12 protein-coding genes are annotated in these 16,703 nt (G+C 40.2%); all 12 read left to right on the top strand.

Annotation, left to right across the window (positions count from 1 at the left end):
* The first annotated feature begins 2 nt into the window (after window positions 1-2).
* The 12 genes from G592_RS0101335 (at window position 3) to G592_RS0101280 (ending at window position 16,530) form a co-directional block, all read left to right on the top strand.
* The gene (locus G592_RS0101335) at window positions 3-479 is read left to right on the top strand and encodes a GNAT family N-acetyltransferase (RefSeq protein WP_028246229.1); all 477 of its coding nucleotides are present in this window, start codon (window positions 3-5) and stop codon (window positions 477-479) included.
* 22 nt (window positions 480-501) lie between these two features.
* On the top strand, window positions 502-1,284 hold the full coding sequence (locus G592_RS0101330) for a histidine phosphatase family protein (protein ID WP_028246228.1): 783 nt from the start codon (window positions 502-504) through the stop codon (window positions 1,282-1,284).
* A 15-nt stretch (window positions 1,285-1,299) separates the two neighbouring features.
* The gene (locus tag G592_RS0101325) at window positions 1,300-1,527 is read left to right on the top strand and encodes a hypothetical protein (RefSeq protein ID WP_028246227.1); all 228 of its coding nucleotides are present in this window, start codon (window positions 1,300-1,302) and stop codon (window positions 1,525-1,527) included.
* Window positions 1,528-1,584: 57 nt separating this feature from the next.
* Entirely contained in the window at window positions 1,585-2,874 is a 1,290-nt protein-coding gene (locus tag G592_RS0101320) for a glycoside hydrolase family 27 protein (protein ID WP_028246226.1), read from the top strand.
* Between the two features lies 1 nt (window position 2,875).
* Window positions 2,876-3,631 carry a nucleoside/nucleotide kinase family protein gene (locus G592_RS0101315; RefSeq protein ID WP_036951443.1) on the top strand — a complete coding sequence of 252 codons (756 nt, stop codon included), beginning with the start codon at window positions 2,876-2,878 and terminating at the stop codon, window positions 3,629-3,631.
* 11 nt (window positions 3,632-3,642) lie between these two features.
* Window positions 3,643-4,458, top strand: a complete 816-nt coding sequence (locus G592_RS0101310; protein WP_028246224.1) for a TrmH family RNA methyltransferase — start codon at window positions 3,643-3,645, stop codon at window positions 4,456-4,458.
* A 17-nt stretch (window positions 4,459-4,475) separates the two neighbouring features.
* Window positions 4,476-6,935 (top strand): adenosine deaminase, encoded by a 2,460-nt coding sequence (locus G592_RS0101305; RefSeq protein ID WP_028246223.1) that lies wholly within the window; start codon window positions 4,476-4,478, stop codon window positions 6,933-6,935.
* 12 nt (window positions 6,936-6,947) lie between these two features.
* Complete coding sequence (locus tag G592_RS0101300; protein ID WP_028246222.1) at window positions 6,948-7,814, top strand: LysR family transcriptional regulator; 867 nt, start codon at window positions 6,948-6,950, stop codon at window positions 7,812-7,814.
* 139 nt (window positions 7,815-7,953) lie between these two features.
* A complete protein-coding gene (locus tag G592_RS0101295; protein WP_028246221.1) occupies window positions 7,954-9,897 on the top strand; it encodes an FAD-dependent oxidoreductase in 1,944 nt (647 codons plus the stop codon).
* 198 nt (window positions 9,898-10,095) lie between these two features.
* On the top strand, window positions 10,096-11,316 hold the full coding sequence (locus tag G592_RS0101290; protein ID WP_028246220.1) for an OFA family MFS transporter: 1,221 nt from the start codon (window positions 10,096-10,098) through the stop codon (window positions 11,314-11,316).
* 123 nt (window positions 11,317-11,439) lie between these two features.
* Complete coding sequence (locus G592_RS0101285) at window positions 11,440-13,479, top strand: methyl-accepting chemotaxis protein (protein ID WP_028246219.1); 2,040 nt, start codon at window positions 11,440-11,442, stop codon at window positions 13,477-13,479.
* Between the two features lie 159 nt (window positions 13,480-13,638).
* Window positions 13,639-16,530: a glycosyl hydrolase 115 family protein gene (locus G592_RS0101280; protein ID WP_028246218.1), complete on the top strand. Its 2,892-nt coding sequence runs from the start codon at window positions 13,639-13,641 to the stop codon at window positions 16,528-16,530.
* Window positions 16,531-16,703 lie beyond the last annotated feature (173 nt).

Here is a 16,703-nt window from a genome sequence, read left to right as displayed (position 1 = left end):
ATATGAGTATGGTAAGACGAGCTAACAAGAATGACATTCCAAGAATACTTGAGCTTCTAGTTCAGGTTGACATGGTTCATCACAATGGCAGACCTGATATATTTAAAGGGCCTGCTACAAAGTACAATGCAAAAGAATTGGAAGAAATTATATCTGATGACAGTACTCCAGTATTTGTATGTGTAGATGAAAATGGTATGATTTTAGGACATGCCTTTTGCATTCACAAGCAGGTAATAGGAGATTCAGTATTAACGGATATACGAACTCTTTATATAGATGATATTTGTGTTGATGAAAATATAAGAGGTACAGGTGCTGGTAAGGCACTTTATAATCATGTGGTTGATTATGCAAAAGCAGAAGGGTTCTACAATGTGACTCTAAATGTTTGGTCATGCAATCCAGGTGCTATAAAATTTTATGAAGCTATGGGATTAAAGCCACAGAAGATAGGCATGGAATTAGTGCTTGAATAGTTATTAGGAGATATTTTAGGTAATGAAATTAATATTTATAAGACATGGTGATCCAGATTATGTTAATGATACTCTTACAGAAAAGGGTAGAAGGGAGGCTCAGCTTCTAGCTAATATCATAGATAAATATGGAATAGATGAGATTTATCAGTCTCCACTTGGCAGAGCAAAGGATACTGCAGCTTATTGTGTAGAGAAGTTGGGATTGCCTGTCACTACTTTAGACTGGTTACAGGAATTTCCAGGTCAGGTTAATGCAAATGTTTCTGAGGATGTAAGAAAGGCGTTTGCTACAGAGTTGGAAATTAATCCTGAAACAGGAGAATATAAAAACAGAATTATGTGGGATATGTTGCCATCATATTATGGCTCACATCCAGAATTATTTGATGTAAATGAGTGGAAGAAATCGCCTTTATTTGATGGAGGTAATGCTTTAGAGGTATACGAGCATGTAATAGAATGCTTTGATAAATTCCTTGCAGATAATGGATATGTGAGGGATGGTCTTACCTACAAGGTAGAAAATGGAAACGACAAGACAATAGCTTTCTTCTGTCACTACGGAATTACATCAGTACTTTTATCAAGACTTTGGAATGTATCACCATTTGTTCCACTTCAGGTTACAGCTCTTGCACCAACATCTGTGACAGTGGTTGCCAGCGAAGAGAGACAAAAGGGTATCGGCATTTTCAGAACATTAAGAGCTGGCGATATCAGCCATCTTATCATTGGTGATGAAGAGCCATCTTTCTCAGCAAGATTTTGTGAGAAATATGAAAATGAGGATGAGAGACATTAATAGAAAGGATATATTATGTCATATTTAATTAAAGACACTACAAGAGAAGAGAGAGAACAGATTGTTAAGGAATCTCTTGGAAATATAGAGGCAAACTGCGATGGTTGCATGGCAGGGCTTGCAGAGATGTATCAGGAATACATTGAAGGTAAGAAGGAGCTTCGTGAGATTAACATGGAGTTTAATGCCAGATATGTAAAGGACATGGATATGGAGACACGTGGCGGCAGTTGCGTGATGTAAATAAATATAAGGGTTTTACAGTTAACTAGTTTTTGACACTTGAAGGAGAAGGATGCTATGAACAAAAATGATTTTGCGATTACACCACCAATGGGCTGGAACAGCTACGACTACTATGACACCACTGTTAATGAAGAGCAGATTAAGGCCAATGCCGACTACATGGCAAAGCATTTAAAGAAGTTTGGCTATGAGTATATTGTGGTGGATATTGAGTGGTATTCAAATGATGCTGGAACACGAAGAAGCGAGCATCAGTACATTCCATTTGGAGATGATGAGATGGATGAGTACGGAAGATTTATTCCAAGCCCTAGCCGTTTCCCATCATCTAAAAATGGTGCTGGCTTTAAACCACTAGCTGATTACTGCCATAGTTTAGGTCTGAAATTTGGTATTCATATTATGCGTGGTATTCCAAGGGCTGCAGCAGAGCGTCACCTTCCTGTATTTGGAACCAATGTGACAGCAGCTGACATTGCAGACCCAGGCAGTATCTGCGGATGGAATCCAGATATGTATGGCGTGAGAAATGTTATCGAAGGCCAGGCATATTATGATTCGCTGATTCAGATGTATGCAGACTGGGGAGTGGATTTCATTAAGTGCGACGATATCTGCGATTCCTGGATGTATAGGGATGAGCACTTCAGCGGATGGCATGAGACAAGAATGCTTCATGAGGCCATCATGAAGACTGGCAGAAAAATTGTATTGAGCCTTTCGCCAGGACCAGCTCATATTGATAAGGCATTCCACTACTGTGACAATGCTAATATGTGGCGCATCACTGACGATTTCTGGGATAAGTGGGAGCTTCTTAAGAACATGTTCTGGCGCTGTGAGATGTGGCAGGATCATGTGAAGGCTGGATGCTTCCCAGATTGCGATATGCTTCCAGTAGGCACAGTAGGTGCAGGCTTTGGTGAGGAAAGATTATCTAACTTTAACTACGATGAGCTTATGACAATGATGACTCTCTGGTGCATGTTCCGTTCACCTCTTATGATTGGTGGAGAACTTACCAAGATGACAGATGGAGATTTGTCAGTGCTTATCAATGAAGATTTACTGGAGCTTATGAAGGAAGGCTGGAAGGCAGCTCAGGTCTATCGCGATGACAGATATGCTATCTGGAAGTCTCATAATAAATCTCTTGAGAAAACCGTATTTGCGATATTTAATCTTTCAGACGAGTACAAAGAATTCGAGATTGATTTGAATACTATTTTCGACGAGGGCAAAGAGACCTATCACTTTAAGGAAATCTGGACAAAGTCTTATGTAGAGTCAGGGGAGACCTTAAAGGTTACAATCCCACCACATGGTGTAAAGGTATTTAAATAATATGATTGATTACAACGTAACTATAAATGGACTTGATGTAAAAGCAAACTACAGCGAAGAGGCTGTAAATAATATTTTCACTCCCCTTCTCAAAAAGCTGACTGGATTGCAGCAGGAGAAGGGCAGAAGGATTCTTGTGATGCTTGCAGCTCCTCCGGGGGCTGGCAAGAGCACACTGGTAAGCTTCCTTGAAAAACTATCAAAAGAGACTGAGGGTGTAGCTGAAATCCAGACTATTGGAATGGATGGATTCCACCGCAGACAGGAATATCTCACCAGCCATACCACGGTAAGAGATGGGGAGACTATCCCTATGGTAAAGATAAAGGGAGCACCAGAGACCTTTGACCTGGATTTATTTAAGGAACGCATTAAAAAGTGCCTTAGTGAAAAGAAATGTGGATGGCCTGTGTACGACAGAACACTTCACAATCCAGTGGATAACGTAATTACGATAACAAAAGATATTGTTATCCTGGAGGGAAATTATCTTCTCTTAAATGAGCCAGGCTGGGATGAGCTTAAATCTTTTGCAGATTATACTATCTCTGTGACAGCAGATGAAAATATGCTAAGAGACCGTCTTATCGCAAGAAAGGCTCTCAGTGGAAATTCCATCGAAGATGCCACAGCTTTTGTGGATTACAGTGATATGGTAAATGTAAAGACCTGCCTGACCAAATCAGCAAAAGCAGATTTAATCCTGCAGGTCTTGGGTACATCTGATGACAGATGTGATTACGTGGTTGTTAAATAAAGGAAAATTTAATGGAAGTTATTACTATCAATGATATAAATGATGAACGTGTAGAGCTGTTTACCAAATATAATGAGGCGCAGCTCTATCATTATTTTGAACCAAATGGTGGGGTGTTTATCGCGGAGACTCCTGAGGTAATAAAGAGAGCATTGAACAGAGGGGCAGAACCTTTAGCCTTTCTTGTGGAAGAAAAAGCCTTTGAAACGGAAGTTGTCCGTCAACTCTTTGAAAATATTGACGAAAGCGTGAAAGTATTCATAGCGCCTTTGAATGTAATCAACAATATCACTGGCTTCAACCTTACAAGGGGTGTACTGGCAGCCTGTAGAAGACCATTGCTTCCAGAGCCAGCAGACCTTTTAGCCCAGAGTAAACGAGTAGCCATTCTGGAGGATGTTATGAATCCTACAAATGTGGGAGCCATATTCAGATCAGCTGCAGCCCTTGGAGTGGAGGCAGTATTTCTCACACATCCAAGTGCGGACCCATTCTACAGAAGAGCAGCCAGAGTTTCAATGGGAACAGTTTTTCAGGTACCTTGGACCTACTTTGTAAAGGATTCAGATTACATTGAGACTTTACATCAGGCTGGATTTAAGGTAGTCTCTATGGCATTAAAAGAAAACGCCATTCCACTTTCGGCACCAGAATTGAAGGAGCAGGAGAAGCTAGCCATCGTATTTGGTACGGAAAGTACAGGAATAAAAGACGACACAATTGCGAAATCAGATTATGTTACAATAATCCCAATGTACAACGAAGTGGATTCGCTGAATGTGGCAGCAGCCAGCGCAGTGACTTTCTGGGAGCTTTGTAGCAAATAAAAATAGAGGTATTTAACATGACATATTTCACCTGTTTTTTCCTTGATAAGGAAAAGGATATTATTGTAAATCTTTATAAGGATTTAGATAGGATGCTTTATATCCTTAAGACCCCTAATCATGGAACGGGAAATCTGATTAGAAATATTGCAAAGACTTGTCATCTGGAGCTTACCAAGGATGAGAATGAGATGCTCATCATCAAAGGTGAGATTCCATGTTTCATCGACGGTAATAATAAGGAAAGCTATATCTTTAGTCTGAATGATATGGAGATTGCCAGCATCAGTCCTGATGGAACAGTAGATGTGAAGGCTACCATTCCTGCCATTGCAAAGACTCTTATGAGCCAGACAAAGGATTTTGATTTACCAGTTGGAAAGACTATTTTCAAAACCTTTATCAGAAGGGAATACAAATTCAGAGCAGATTTACATACTCACATGAACGGAAATCTTACAGGTGATGTTTTGATTGCTCTTGGAATTTCTCACCAGATCAGATACCCACTTTACTATGTAAAGAAGCTGGATTTAAAGCTTACTGATGTGCAGTGGGCAAAGGCATTAGAGCAGCGTGAGAAGGTTGCCAGACAGTTTGTATCATCAGGCCTTCAGGGGAAATACCTTGATAGAAGAATCGATGATAATACATTTATAAATTTTGCAGACCTGATTTTAAATAACCTTGATAATGCAGAGGACAATATCGTAAAGATTCGTGGTTCCCTTGCAGTAATCAAAGACGGTCAGGCCGTATTTACGAATCTGGAAAAAGTGTACCTTTACCGTTATGTATTCTGTAAGGGTGTGGAAAGCGAGAACCTTATTGACCTTACAAAGGTTGAGATGATTCCTGATGAGGATGTAAAGCTCACACTTCAGCAGATGCTTCGCGATAAGGAAAATCCAGTATACAGCAACAACACTATTTTCCAGGATAAGCTTTTGTGGATTGCCAGAGGCTATAAGAAGCAGGGCACTTATTATGCAGAGATAAGTGATACCACTCTGGTAAAGAAATATGAATCTCTTGAGATGCTTCGTCAGGTTCATGAGGTAATGCCAAGCATTTATCAGGAGACAGGAGTAATGATTCGTTTCCTTGCAGCCATGAGACGTATTCCACTTACTATCATCAAGGATGCAGTCACTCCAGAAAACTACTTGGAGCAGAATCTTGAGGTACTTAAGGCTACAGCCCTTGACCCATATGTGGCAGGATGCGATTTTGTAGGTGAAGAGATTAACGACATCATCGAACTTAAGCCAGCTTTCAAGGAGATTGTAAAGATAGCGGCAAATGATCCAAGCTTTGTCATTCGTGTTCACGCAGGTGAGAACGACAGCCAGAAGGATAACATTGCCCACTCTATTGCATGCGTAAAGGAATCCCTTGCAAAGGGACAGCCTATGCCAAAGATGAGACTGGGCCATGGTCTTTATACATACAGCCTCAATAGTAAAAAGGGTAAAGAGGCTTTAAAGGAGCTGAAGGAGAACAATGTTGTCCTGGAATTCCAGATTACAAGTAACGTACGACTTAACAATCTAAACTCCCTTGATAAGCACCCATTGAAGCAATACCTGAAGCAGGGCATCCGCTGTGTACAGGGAACTGATGGTGCTGCTCTCTATGGAACAGATGCTATCGAAGAGGAGCTTTCACTAGAGAAGATGCTTGGTCTTTCCGATGCAGAGCTTAAGCTTATGCGAGAGGCAGAGGCTGCCATTATCGAAGAAGGCCAGAAGGCATACTCAGATAAGAAGGCCAAATTTGCCAAGCTTATAGGAGACAGAGATTTGGAGGATGTGCTTCTTGAAAAGATGCAGACTGTAAAGATTCCTGGAAAGAGGGCAAAGGGCGAGGCACTTCTTGATGCCAATACAGAATTAAAAGAGCAGATTTCCGAGATTACCTGGGACAGATTCCCAGTGGTACTTTTGGGAGGAAGCTTTAATACAGAAAGCCGTTCCACAAAGCTCAGCGCAAATGCTACAAAGCAGATTGACGAGCTTATGGAATTATTAAACCCTGAGGAAGTATGTTTCGTTATTGGTCACAAACTTTCAGGCTACGAGAAATATCTGCTAGACCATAATGAAAAGGGATTCAGAATCTATAGCTTTGTACCTGCTGCCATCACAAAGCGTGAGGCAGACAAGATTAAGAAATCAGGTGTGAAGGTAAGAGTGTCTACTGAGTCTCAGGGTATGGGAATATACAAGAGCTTTAACTATGAGATTTTTGAGCGCCGTCCATCTATAGTTGTAGCCTTTGATGGAAACAGTGCAGCCACAAACCTTATTCAGGAAGCCAAGAATGGTAAGGGTAAATCAGCCATCTTCGTGTGGTCAGGCTCAAAGAATCTTATGCAGAAGGCCAAGTCATTACATGGTTATGTCTATCAGTTTGACAGTGAGAATACCCTTACAAACATAATCAAAGAATTGCAGAGCACATTCGAAGCAAAATAATGGTGATAAATTATGGATGTTAAAGATATTCGAGCATTTATGGAATGCTACGAGACCAGAAGCATTAATAAAGCTGCCAAGTCTTTGTTTATAAGTCCCCAGGGATTGGGAAAGCTTTTGGACAGGCTGGAGCAGGAGTTTAGAATCCAGCTTTTCGAAAGAACCAAGCAGGGACTGATTCCTACTGAGGCAGGTGTGTTTTTCTATGAGAAGAGCCAGAAACTTATAGAGGATACTCAGGAGCTTGAGCAGGGGCTGGAACTTATTCGCAACAAGAAGAGAGCCTTTCATGTGGGCTATTCCTGTGGGTTGATACGTATGCTTCCTATGAAGAAGATGGACCAGTTCCAGGATGCAGCCAAGGGCACAGACATAGTTTGGGAAGAGGCTTCTAATCAGGATGTGAAGAACAAGCTGATTAAGGGACAGCTGGATGTGGCTCTTGTTATTGGACGAGTTGCAGCAGTTGGCTTTATTGAAGAAGAGGTTTCCAGCAAAATAATGTGTGCTGTAGTTCCTAAAGGTCACAAGCTATACAGTAGAAAAACAATTAAAATAAAAGATCTCAAGGATGAGCAGCTTATCAGTTTAAATGAAAAGTATCAGTCCTACACAAATCTTATCAACTCATGCGAGCACGAGGGATTCTTCCCTACAATCAGGGCCAAGACCATGGAGGCTGCCATGATTTATGAGTTTGTGGAAGAGGGACTTGGAATTGGAATAGATGTGGATATCCACAGCAAGAACAGTTTATCTAAGAATGTTAAGCTGATTCCTATTACAGACAGTATACCATGGGCGGTATATGTAGCCTACTCAAAGGAGAACCAGCAAAGCTCTATGGTAAGGAAATTTCTAAACACATTTATAGATTAATATGTAGGAGGTGTAAACCAGTGGTTTATACCTCCTGTTTTTTTGTTGATAGAAGGCCACTGGAAGGAATGTTAACATATTAACAAATGAGAACGTTATAAATTTAACAAGCGGTCTTGTAAAAGGAGGAAATTACACGATGGTTAGAAAGTATCCACATCTTACCAGTCCAATCACAGTTGCAGGTGTAACATTCAGAAACAGAATGTTCTCAGCACCTATGGGAGGAACAGACATTACAAATGATGGTTGTATCGGACCTAAGTCTACTGCATTCTATGAGCTCCGTTCTAAGGGTGGCGCTGGTGCTGTTACAGTATCAGAGTGCATGGTTCACGAATCAGACGGAAGCCACGCTTACCGACTTAATCCAGCAATCTTAAATTCACTTGCTTGTGCAACATACACAGCTGACGCAATTAGACGTCACGGTGGAATGCCTTCACTTGAGCTTTCTCACTCAGGTATGTTCGCAGGTACATATATGACAGATAAAACAAAGCAGAAGAGCCTCAAGCAGTGGGGACCAATGGACACAGTCAGACCTGATGGCGTAGAAGTACAGGGAATGACAAAGGAAATGATTGATGAAATCGTTAAAGCATATGGCGATGTTGCTGCTATGGCAAAGAGAGCTGGCTTTGAGATGATTATGGTTCATGGTGGACATGGATGGCTTATTAACCAGTTCCTGTCACCACTTTTCAATCAGAGAACTGATGAGTATGGTGGAAGCCTTGAGAACCGTTGCAGACTTGCAAAGGAAATTCTTACATCTATTCGTGAGGCTGTAGGTCCTCGTTTCCCAATCGAATTTAGAATGAGTGGTTCTGAGTTCTGTGAGGGTGGTTATGGACTTGAAGATGGTATTGAAATTGCAAAGCAGCTTGAGGATTATGTTGATATTCTTCATGTATCTGCTGGTACATATCAGAAGACATTTGGAATTACACATCCTTCTATGTTTGAAGAGCATGGACGTAACGTATTCCTTGCAGCAGAGATTAAAAAGCATGTAAAGGTTCCAGTAGCTACACTTGGTGGTCTTAATGACCCAGCTCAGATGGAAGAGATTATCGCTTCAGGTAAGGCTGATATTGTATATATGGGACGTGCACTTCTTGCAGATCCATATCTTCCACAGAAGATTACAGAGAATCGTGATGACGAAATCGTTCGTTGCTTAAGATGCTTTACATGTATGGCAGAGCGTGCAGCTACATCTACACGTCGTTGTACAGTTAATCCTCTCATTGGACGTGAAATTGAAGGTGATGAGGTGCAGCCAGCTCCAGTAAAGAAGAAGGTTCTTGTAGCAGGTGGTGGTCCTGGCGGACTTTATGCAGCTTACACAGCAGCTCGCCGCGGTCACGAAGTTATCCTTTGCGAGAAGGAAGCTGAGCTTGGCGGTATCCTTAAGAGTGAGCAGGCACTTCCATTTAAGTATGAGATGTACCAGCTTACAGGAACATATGAGAAGCTTGCAAGAAAGGCTGGCGTTGAGATTCGTCTTAACACAGAGGTTACTAAGGAATATGCTGAGAAGGAAAATGCTGACGCAATTATCATCGCAGTAGGTTCTACTCCACTTGTTCCACCAATTCCAGGTCTTGATGGAGACAACGTAGTAATCGTAAACAATTACTACAAAGAGAAGGAAAAGGTTGGCGACAACGTAGTAGTTATGGGTGGCGGACTTGCTGGTTGCGAGTGTGCAGTTCACCTTGGACAGGAAGGCAAGAAGGTATCTATCATCGAGATGAGAGATGCTCTTGCACCAGATGCTAATGTACGTCATCGTCCACTTCTTCTTAAGGAAATTGATAAGTACGTAGATGTTCATACTGGACTTAAGGCTGTAAAGGTTACAGCAGAAGGTGTTGTATGTGAGGATAAGGATGGCAAGGAAGTTCTTGTTGAGGGCGCTAGCGTAATCTGCGCACTTGGACAGCGTTCACGCACAGATGTTGTAAATGAGCTTCTTGATGCAGCTCCATTTGTACGTGTCATTGGAGATGCTGCAAAGGTATCTACAATTACAAACGCAGTTTACTGGGGATACCACTCAGCACTTGACATCTAGGCTGTGTACATCTTGTTACAGTCTCAAGCCTTGGATATTACTCCGCTCAGCTGAAGAAAGCTTCGCTTGAGTAACACCAAGAGCTTGATACTTACAAGATGCAATAAAGTATAAGAATCAAGCAACAAAATGAAAGTCGTATGACGTATTATCCATAAAATAATACACATAACTACTTTTAAAACTAAGGAGAAAAATATGAATTTAGATAAGAAAAGATGGATTATTTTAATCGCAGCATGTTTTATTAACATTTGCTTAGGTTCAATTTATGCTTGGAGCGTATTTTCACCTGAGATGGCAGCTTATCTTAGTGGAATTACAGGAAAGCAGCTTACACCTGGAGATCTTGCAATAGTATATACTATTGCAAATTCTGTAGGACCTATCACTATGATTTCAGGTGGTTGGTTTAACGATAAGTTTGGTCCAAAGAAGGTTATCCTTGTAGGTGGTATTATGTGGGGTCTTGGAATGTTTCTTTCAGGCTTCGCAACAAGCATTGGATTCCTTATTTTTGCCTATGGTATTATCGGTGGTCTTGGACTTGGTATGGCATACGGTAGCACAATTTCTACCTGTGTTAAGTTCTTCCCAGATAAGAGAGGACTTATTGGTGGAATCACAACTGCAGTATATGGATTAAGCTCAGTTATCCTCCCTCCAATTGTTACAGTTGTTATGAAAAACTCAGATGTAACATTTGCTTTTAAGGCAGTAGGTGTAGTATTCCTTGTACTTATTGCAGTATCATGTCTTTTCCTTGAACAGTGTCCTGAAGGTTACAAACCAGCAGGCTGGGAGCCAGCAGCACAGATTGGCGGAGCAGATCCAAAGAACCTTGATTGGAAGGGTATGCTTTCAACACCAGTATTCTACGTAATGCTCCTTCTTCTTACATGTGGTGCATTCTCAGGAATGATGGTTATCTCACAGGCTAAGCCAGTAGCTACACTTATGATTGGTGAGGCTTCAGCAGCACTTGCAGTTTCAGTTCTTGCTCTTTTCAACGCTTTCGGTAGAATCGTAGCAGGTACACTTTCAGATAAGATTGGTCGTATCAATACACTTGCACTTGCATGCGTACTTGGTGCTTTAGGTCTTGGTTGCCTCTACCTTACAGGTGAGGGCGCAACAGCTCAGTTCTTCGTAGGTCTTTCAGTAGTAGGTATCAGCTTTGGTTCATTCATGGGCGTTTACCCAGGATTCACAGCTGACCAGTTCGGACCAAAGAACAACTCAGTTAACTACGGTATTATGTTCATCGGTTTTGCCCTTGCAGGATACTTCGGACCACAGATTATGGCTAAGACAGTAGCTTCTACTGGTACATACCAGCAGGCATTCCTTATTGCAGCATGTATCTCTGTAGTAGGTGTAGTATTCACATTCCTTTACAGAGCACTTAGCAAGAAATAAACTATCAGAATATTCTGTGAATATATCGAAAAAAGTGTGAAAAAAATAAATCGAACCTCAATTAGTTGTAGAATACTTAATGACGTAATGTGTCCACTAATTACTATTGGGGGGTAGATAAATATGGGTAAGAAGGCAAAAAAGACGAAACGAGTTAAGAAGAGTATCGGTGCTTCATTAATGATTCGTTTAGTACCTATTATTTTGATAGGTACTGTAGGTATCATTCTGTTTATTTCTTTTAATGCACGAAGTATTATTACCGAAATTGCAATGATGGATTTGCAGGCAGAGGGTAATGATAATGCACAGACACTTGGCAGTGGCTTTAAGATGCTGACTGCAAAATTTGGTGAGTATTGTGACACTATGGAACAGCTTCCTATGGAAGACCATAATACATATTTAAAGTACTGTGAACCATCAGTTAACTATCAGCCTGTTCCAAACTCTGGTATTTATGTTGGATTCTCGGATAACTCATATTTCTTTGCAAATGGAACTATACAGGATGCTTCATGGAAGCCAACTGAACGCGGTTGGTATGCTTTGGGAAAAGATAATCAGACATTCGTAGCCACAGAGCCTTATATTGATTCAGGTTCAGGTGAAATGTGCGTTACATATGTTAGAGCAGTTGATTTCTATAATGGTGAATTTGGTGTTGCTGGAGTTGATGTTTTCTTAACACAGCTTCAAGATGAAGTCGCTCAGCTTACTCCTATGAAAACTGGTGGCTCAGTTGTTCTTGATAAAGAATATATTGTTTCTTATTTCGAAACAGATAAGAATGGTATGAAAATAGAAGAGTCTGGAAGCCAGTTCTTAATAGATTGTAAGAATTATATAGATAGTGGTTCTACAGAGGTTATTAAGATTAATCAGCCAACAACAGGAATTGATTATTATGTAAGTGCTGCAGCAATTCCTGGTACACCATGGACACTAATTTCTTCTGTTTCAGTGGATGATGTAATGAAGGAAGCAAATAGCTTTATGAAAATTTCGTTGTTTGTAATGGTATTGCTTATACTCCTTATAGTAATCGTAATTCAACTTACAGTTAGCCGAATAATTACTAAGCCTGTAAATAGCCTTTCAGATAGTATTTTAAAGATTTCAGATGGTGATTTTACTGCAAAAATGCCAAGGGATAGAGGCGATGAAATTGGTCTTATCAGTAATGAGATGACTCGTTTCGTTCAAATAATGAACGGAGCCATTAGTTCAATTCAAGGTAAGGCTGAGCAGCTTCAGGAGGATTCGGAAACCTCTAAGAGTGCATCTGGAAAGATGAGTTCAGAGGCATCGGATCAGTCTACATCTATGGGGCAGATTCAGGAGACCATGGATGACATAACAAATGCAGTTGGTGAACTTGCTGAAAACGCAACAAGTCTTGCTCAGGCAGTTTCTGATTTGACTGATAATGGTAATTCAACCAATACAGTAATGCTTGATTTAGTTGAACAGGCAAAGATTGGACAGGAAGATATGTCAGCCGTTCAGAAAAACATGGGACGTATTACTGAATCCATGGGTGAGATGAATGAGGTTGTTACAACTGTTGGTGAGTCTGCAAAGCAGATTACAGATATTGTACAGATGATTGATTCTATCGCTGAACAGACAAATCTTCTTTCACTTAATGCTTCAATTGAAGCTGCTCGTGCCGGTGAGGCTGGTAAGGGCTTTGCAGTTGTTGCTGATGAAATTGGAAAGCTTGCTCAGAATTCGCAGGATGCCGCTAAGGAAATTGGAGATATTATTAAGCAGATTACAGGACTTATATCAGATCTTGCTGATAAATCTCAGCGAAATACAGATTCAATTAATGAAAGTGGCGAAGCTGTAGAAAAGGCAGGAACAAGTTTTAATAAGATTTATGATGATTTGAATCAGGCAGCTGAAACTATGGCGCGAATGATTAATATGATGGGTGAGGTAAATGATATAGCTTCATCTGTTGCAGCTATTTCAGAAGAGCAGTCAGCTAGTTCAGAAGAAATTTCAGCTACAATTACTGCCTTAGCTGAAAGTGCAAATCAGATTGCATCAGAAAGCCAGGGTGTAGAGAATGTTGCTAATTCTGTTTCAGATTCTGCACTTGCAATTAATGATGAACTTGCCAAGTTTAAAATTGAGGCAGATTTAACAGAGTAACTCGATTGTAAATAGAATAAAAAAAGCCTATTAAGAGGTGATGGATTTGACCTTCCATCACCTCTTTTTTATTTATAATTATCAAATAGTATAAAGTAGTTTTCTTATAAAACCCTTTGTGCTATACTAGTATACAAGTTTTAAAAATGGGAGAATGACATGGCAGATTTTGTATTACTTAAAGAGAAAAAAGCGGCACCTATATTTTTAGAGGATAATGGCATATTCGGTCTGGAAAAGATGACTGGAATATTTGCCAAGGATATAAACAGAGTTTCCGGGGTGACTCCAGAAATAGTAAAGGCGCTTCCAGGTGATGAATATGTAATTTACGTGGGACATTGTGAAAGCCCATATGTGGGAAAGCTTGGTATTGATGTCAGTGAGATAAAAGGAAAAAGAGAAGTCTACGGTATTTTCTTATGTGAAAATGCTGGCCAGAAGATTCTTGCCATCGTAGGCAGTGACAAGAGAGGCGCCATCTATGGAATGTTTAGCATTTCAGAAAAAATGGGAGTATCACCATGGTATTATTGGGCTGATGCAAAGGTAAAAAGACTAAGTCAGGTGGTTCTTGATGAGAGCATCTGCAGGGTGTCTAAGGAGCCATCAGTAAAATATAGAGGCTTTTTCATAAATGATGAGCAGCCATGCTTTGGCAATTGGGCAAGAGAAAAGTTCGGAAGCATCAGACCATGTCCAGAATTGTATGAGAAGATTTTTGAGCTTCTTCTTAGATTAAAGGGCAATTACCTATGGCCTGCAATGTGGCGCTCTGATTTTACATTAGATCACATCGAAAACGCTCAGCTTGCAAATGAGATGGGTGTAATAATGGGGGCATCTCACCATGAGCCATGCTGTCGTTCAGGACAGGAGTTTCAAACATTAAGAAGAGATAATCCTCAGTACGGTACTGATTGGAGCTTCCTTTCAAATGCCGAGGGTATAACAGAATTTTGGAAGGATGGTCTTATTAGAAATAAGGACTTTGAAAATCTAATCACCATTGGTATGCGAGGAGAGAACGATTCTTACCTTATGCCTGAGGATGCCACTCTTGAGGACAATATAAATGTTTTGAAAAAGGCAATCACAAAGCAGAAGGAGCTCATCGCCAAGTATGCTCCATCTGAGCATCCACAGCTTCTTGCAATTTACAAGGAGGTAGAGGATTACTACTTCGGTGATGAAAATACAAAGGGACTTAAAGATTGGGATGTCCTTGATAATGATATTATGATGCTTTGCGATGACAATTTCGCAAATGTTAGAACACTTCCTGATGAGGAGCTTAGAAAGAAGCCGGGCGGATTTGGAATGTATTATCACTTCGATTATTTTGGTGAGCCTGTTTCTTATCTTTGGATAAATTCATCTCCACTTACAAAGGTGTGGGAGCAGATGACTATGGCCTATGATTATGGCATCCGCTCAGCATGGATTGTTAATGTAGGAGATATTAAAAACCAGGAGCTTCCACTTAGCTATTTCATAGATTTAGCTTATGATTTCGATAAGTGGGGCACAAAAGCAATCAATAAAACAGATGAGTATACATTACAGTTTTTCAATAAACTTGGCTTTAAGGATGATGTGGGTGTACAGGCTGCAGAACTTGCTACAGAGTATACTAAGTGGAACGGTAGAAGAAGACCAGAGGCCCTTCATCATGACCACTATCATCCATGTCATGAAAATGAAGCTCGCCATATATTAAATCGTATATACGAAGCAACTGAAAAATCAGAAGATTTGTATCAAAAGGTAAAAGGAACTGATTTGGAGGAATGCTTCTTCCAGGAGGTTTATTACCCAGTTAATGCAGTTGCTGAAATCAATAAAATGCAGATTTACAGTGGCTTAAATGAGCTATATGCTAAACAGCATAAAACTAAGGCTAATGAATATGCAAAACTGATTACAGAATGTATTGAAAGAGAGCGCGGCCTTACTGATGAATTCCACACAAGAAATAATGGCAAATGGAATCATATGCAGTCTGTTTATCATATTGGATTTATCCATTGGAATGATGAGCAGTGTCAACTCCCAATAAGCCACTATGTTAATCCAGTAAGGGATCCAAGATTGATTGTTAGTGTTGTTAATCAGACTGACTACACTTGTGCTCATCGTTGGACAAGACATGTACTAAAAATGCCACTATGCTTTGAATCAAATAAGCTTGGTGAATTTGAAGTGGCAAACGGTGGATTACGCGCACTTGAATACCATATTGACTGGGAGGGTGATTGGATAGAGATAACAGATTTATCTACTGGAGAAACTCTTTCAAAGAATGAGGCTGGACACACAGATGTTTCAAATAATTATAAGGTCAAGATATTAAAGGATAAGTGGGATCACAAGCCAAATGCTATGATTCGTATATACGTAGATAATGGTGAAGTGGTAGCAGACGAGTCTGAGAATTGTACAAGCGTACCAGTAGTGGAGATTCAGGTAGAAGTATCAACACTGGATTTATCTGAAGTAAAGGAAAACTGCTTCTTAGAGGGAAATGGTGTTATATCTATAGAAGCCGCTCATTGTGCTTCAAATAAGAGTTCTAAGCTTGCAGAATATAAAGAGATAAAAGGCTTTGGTCGTACTCTTAGTGGTATGAAGGCTTATCCTCAAAATATTAGATTTGATAATACTGAGGATGCACCAGTACTTTCTTATAAGGTTTTTGCTGCCGAGGATGGTGAGTATACCTGCCAGATTTATGCTGCGGCATCAAATCCGGTAGTGTACCATGGAAAGCTTTCTATAGGTGTGGCTGCAAATGGAGCAGACAGAATTGCTGTAAATACTATTCCAGATAAGGGCTTTGATCCATGGAAGTCAGCTAGTTGGAGAGTGGGGGTACTTGATAATATTCATGTTGGAGAGTGTAAGCTTGCCCTTAAGAAGGGATTGAATGAAATTTCACTTTCAGCAATAGACCCAGCAGTAGTAATAGAAAAGATTGTACTTTGGAATCCTAACACAGAGATTCGTAAATCATATTTGGGGCCTAAAGAAAGCAAGAATTACATATTATAAAACAAGAAAACACTATACATCAAGTAGAATAAAAGACGACATATATTTTGTGGGGGATAATCCTATAGATTATCCCCTCTTTTTTTATGTTTCTCCCATGTATTATAAAATTACCGGCCGGTGCATATATCAAGGGGGGACCCTTTAGGGGAGATGCCTTGATATCAAGAACT

The organism is Pseudobutyrivibrio ruminis CF1b (assembly GCF_000424005.1).
In the GTDB taxonomy this organism is placed as follows: Bacteria; Bacillota; Clostridia; order Lachnospirales; family Lachnospiraceae; genus Pseudobutyrivibrio; species Pseudobutyrivibrio ruminis_C.
The sequence above is the reverse complement of the archived record's forward strand: the minus strand, read 5'-3'. Positions and strand labels throughout refer to the sequence as shown.

Excerpts from the sequence above, each read along its gene's own strand:
- G592_RS0101335 (WP_028246229.1), top strand. The coding sequence starts at position 3 with ATGAGTATGGTAAGACGAGCTAACAAGAATGACATTCCAAGAATACTT.
- G592_RS0101330 (WP_028246228.1), top strand. The coding sequence starts at position 502 with ATGAAATTAATATTTATAAGACATGGTGATCCAGATTATGTTAATGAT.
- G592_RS0101325 (WP_028246227.1), top strand. The coding sequence starts at position 1,300 with ATGTCATATTTAATTAAAGACACTACAAGAGAAGAGAGAGAACAGATT.
- G592_RS0101320 (WP_028246226.1), top strand. The coding sequence starts at position 1,585 with ATGAACAAAAATGATTTTGCGATTACACCACCAATGGGCTGGAACAGC.
- G592_RS0101315 (WP_036951443.1), top strand. The coding sequence starts at position 2,876 with ATGATTGATTACAACGTAACTATAAATGGACTTGATGTAAAAGCAAAC.
- G592_RS0101310 (WP_028246224.1), top strand. The coding sequence starts at position 3,643 with ATGGAAGTTATTACTATCAATGATATAAATGATGAACGTGTAGAGCTG.
- G592_RS0101305 (WP_028246223.1), top strand. The coding sequence starts at position 4,476 with ATGACATATTTCACCTGTTTTTTCCTTGATAAGGAAAAGGATATTATT.
- G592_RS0101300 (WP_028246222.1), top strand. The coding sequence starts at position 6,948 with ATGGATGTTAAAGATATTCGAGCATTTATGGAATGCTACGAGACCAGA.
- G592_RS0101295 (WP_028246221.1), top strand. The coding sequence starts at position 7,954 with ATGGTTAGAAAGTATCCACATCTTACCAGTCCAATCACAGTTGCAGGT.
- G592_RS0101290 (WP_028246220.1), top strand. The coding sequence starts at position 10,096 with ATGAATTTAGATAAGAAAAGATGGATTATTTTAATCGCAGCATGTTTT.
- G592_RS0101285 (WP_028246219.1), top strand. The coding sequence starts at position 11,440 with ATGGGTAAGAAGGCAAAAAAGACGAAACGAGTTAAGAAGAGTATCGGT.
- G592_RS0101280 (WP_028246218.1), top strand. The coding sequence starts at position 13,639 with ATGGCAGATTTTGTATTACTTAAAGAGAAAAAAGCGGCACCTATATTT.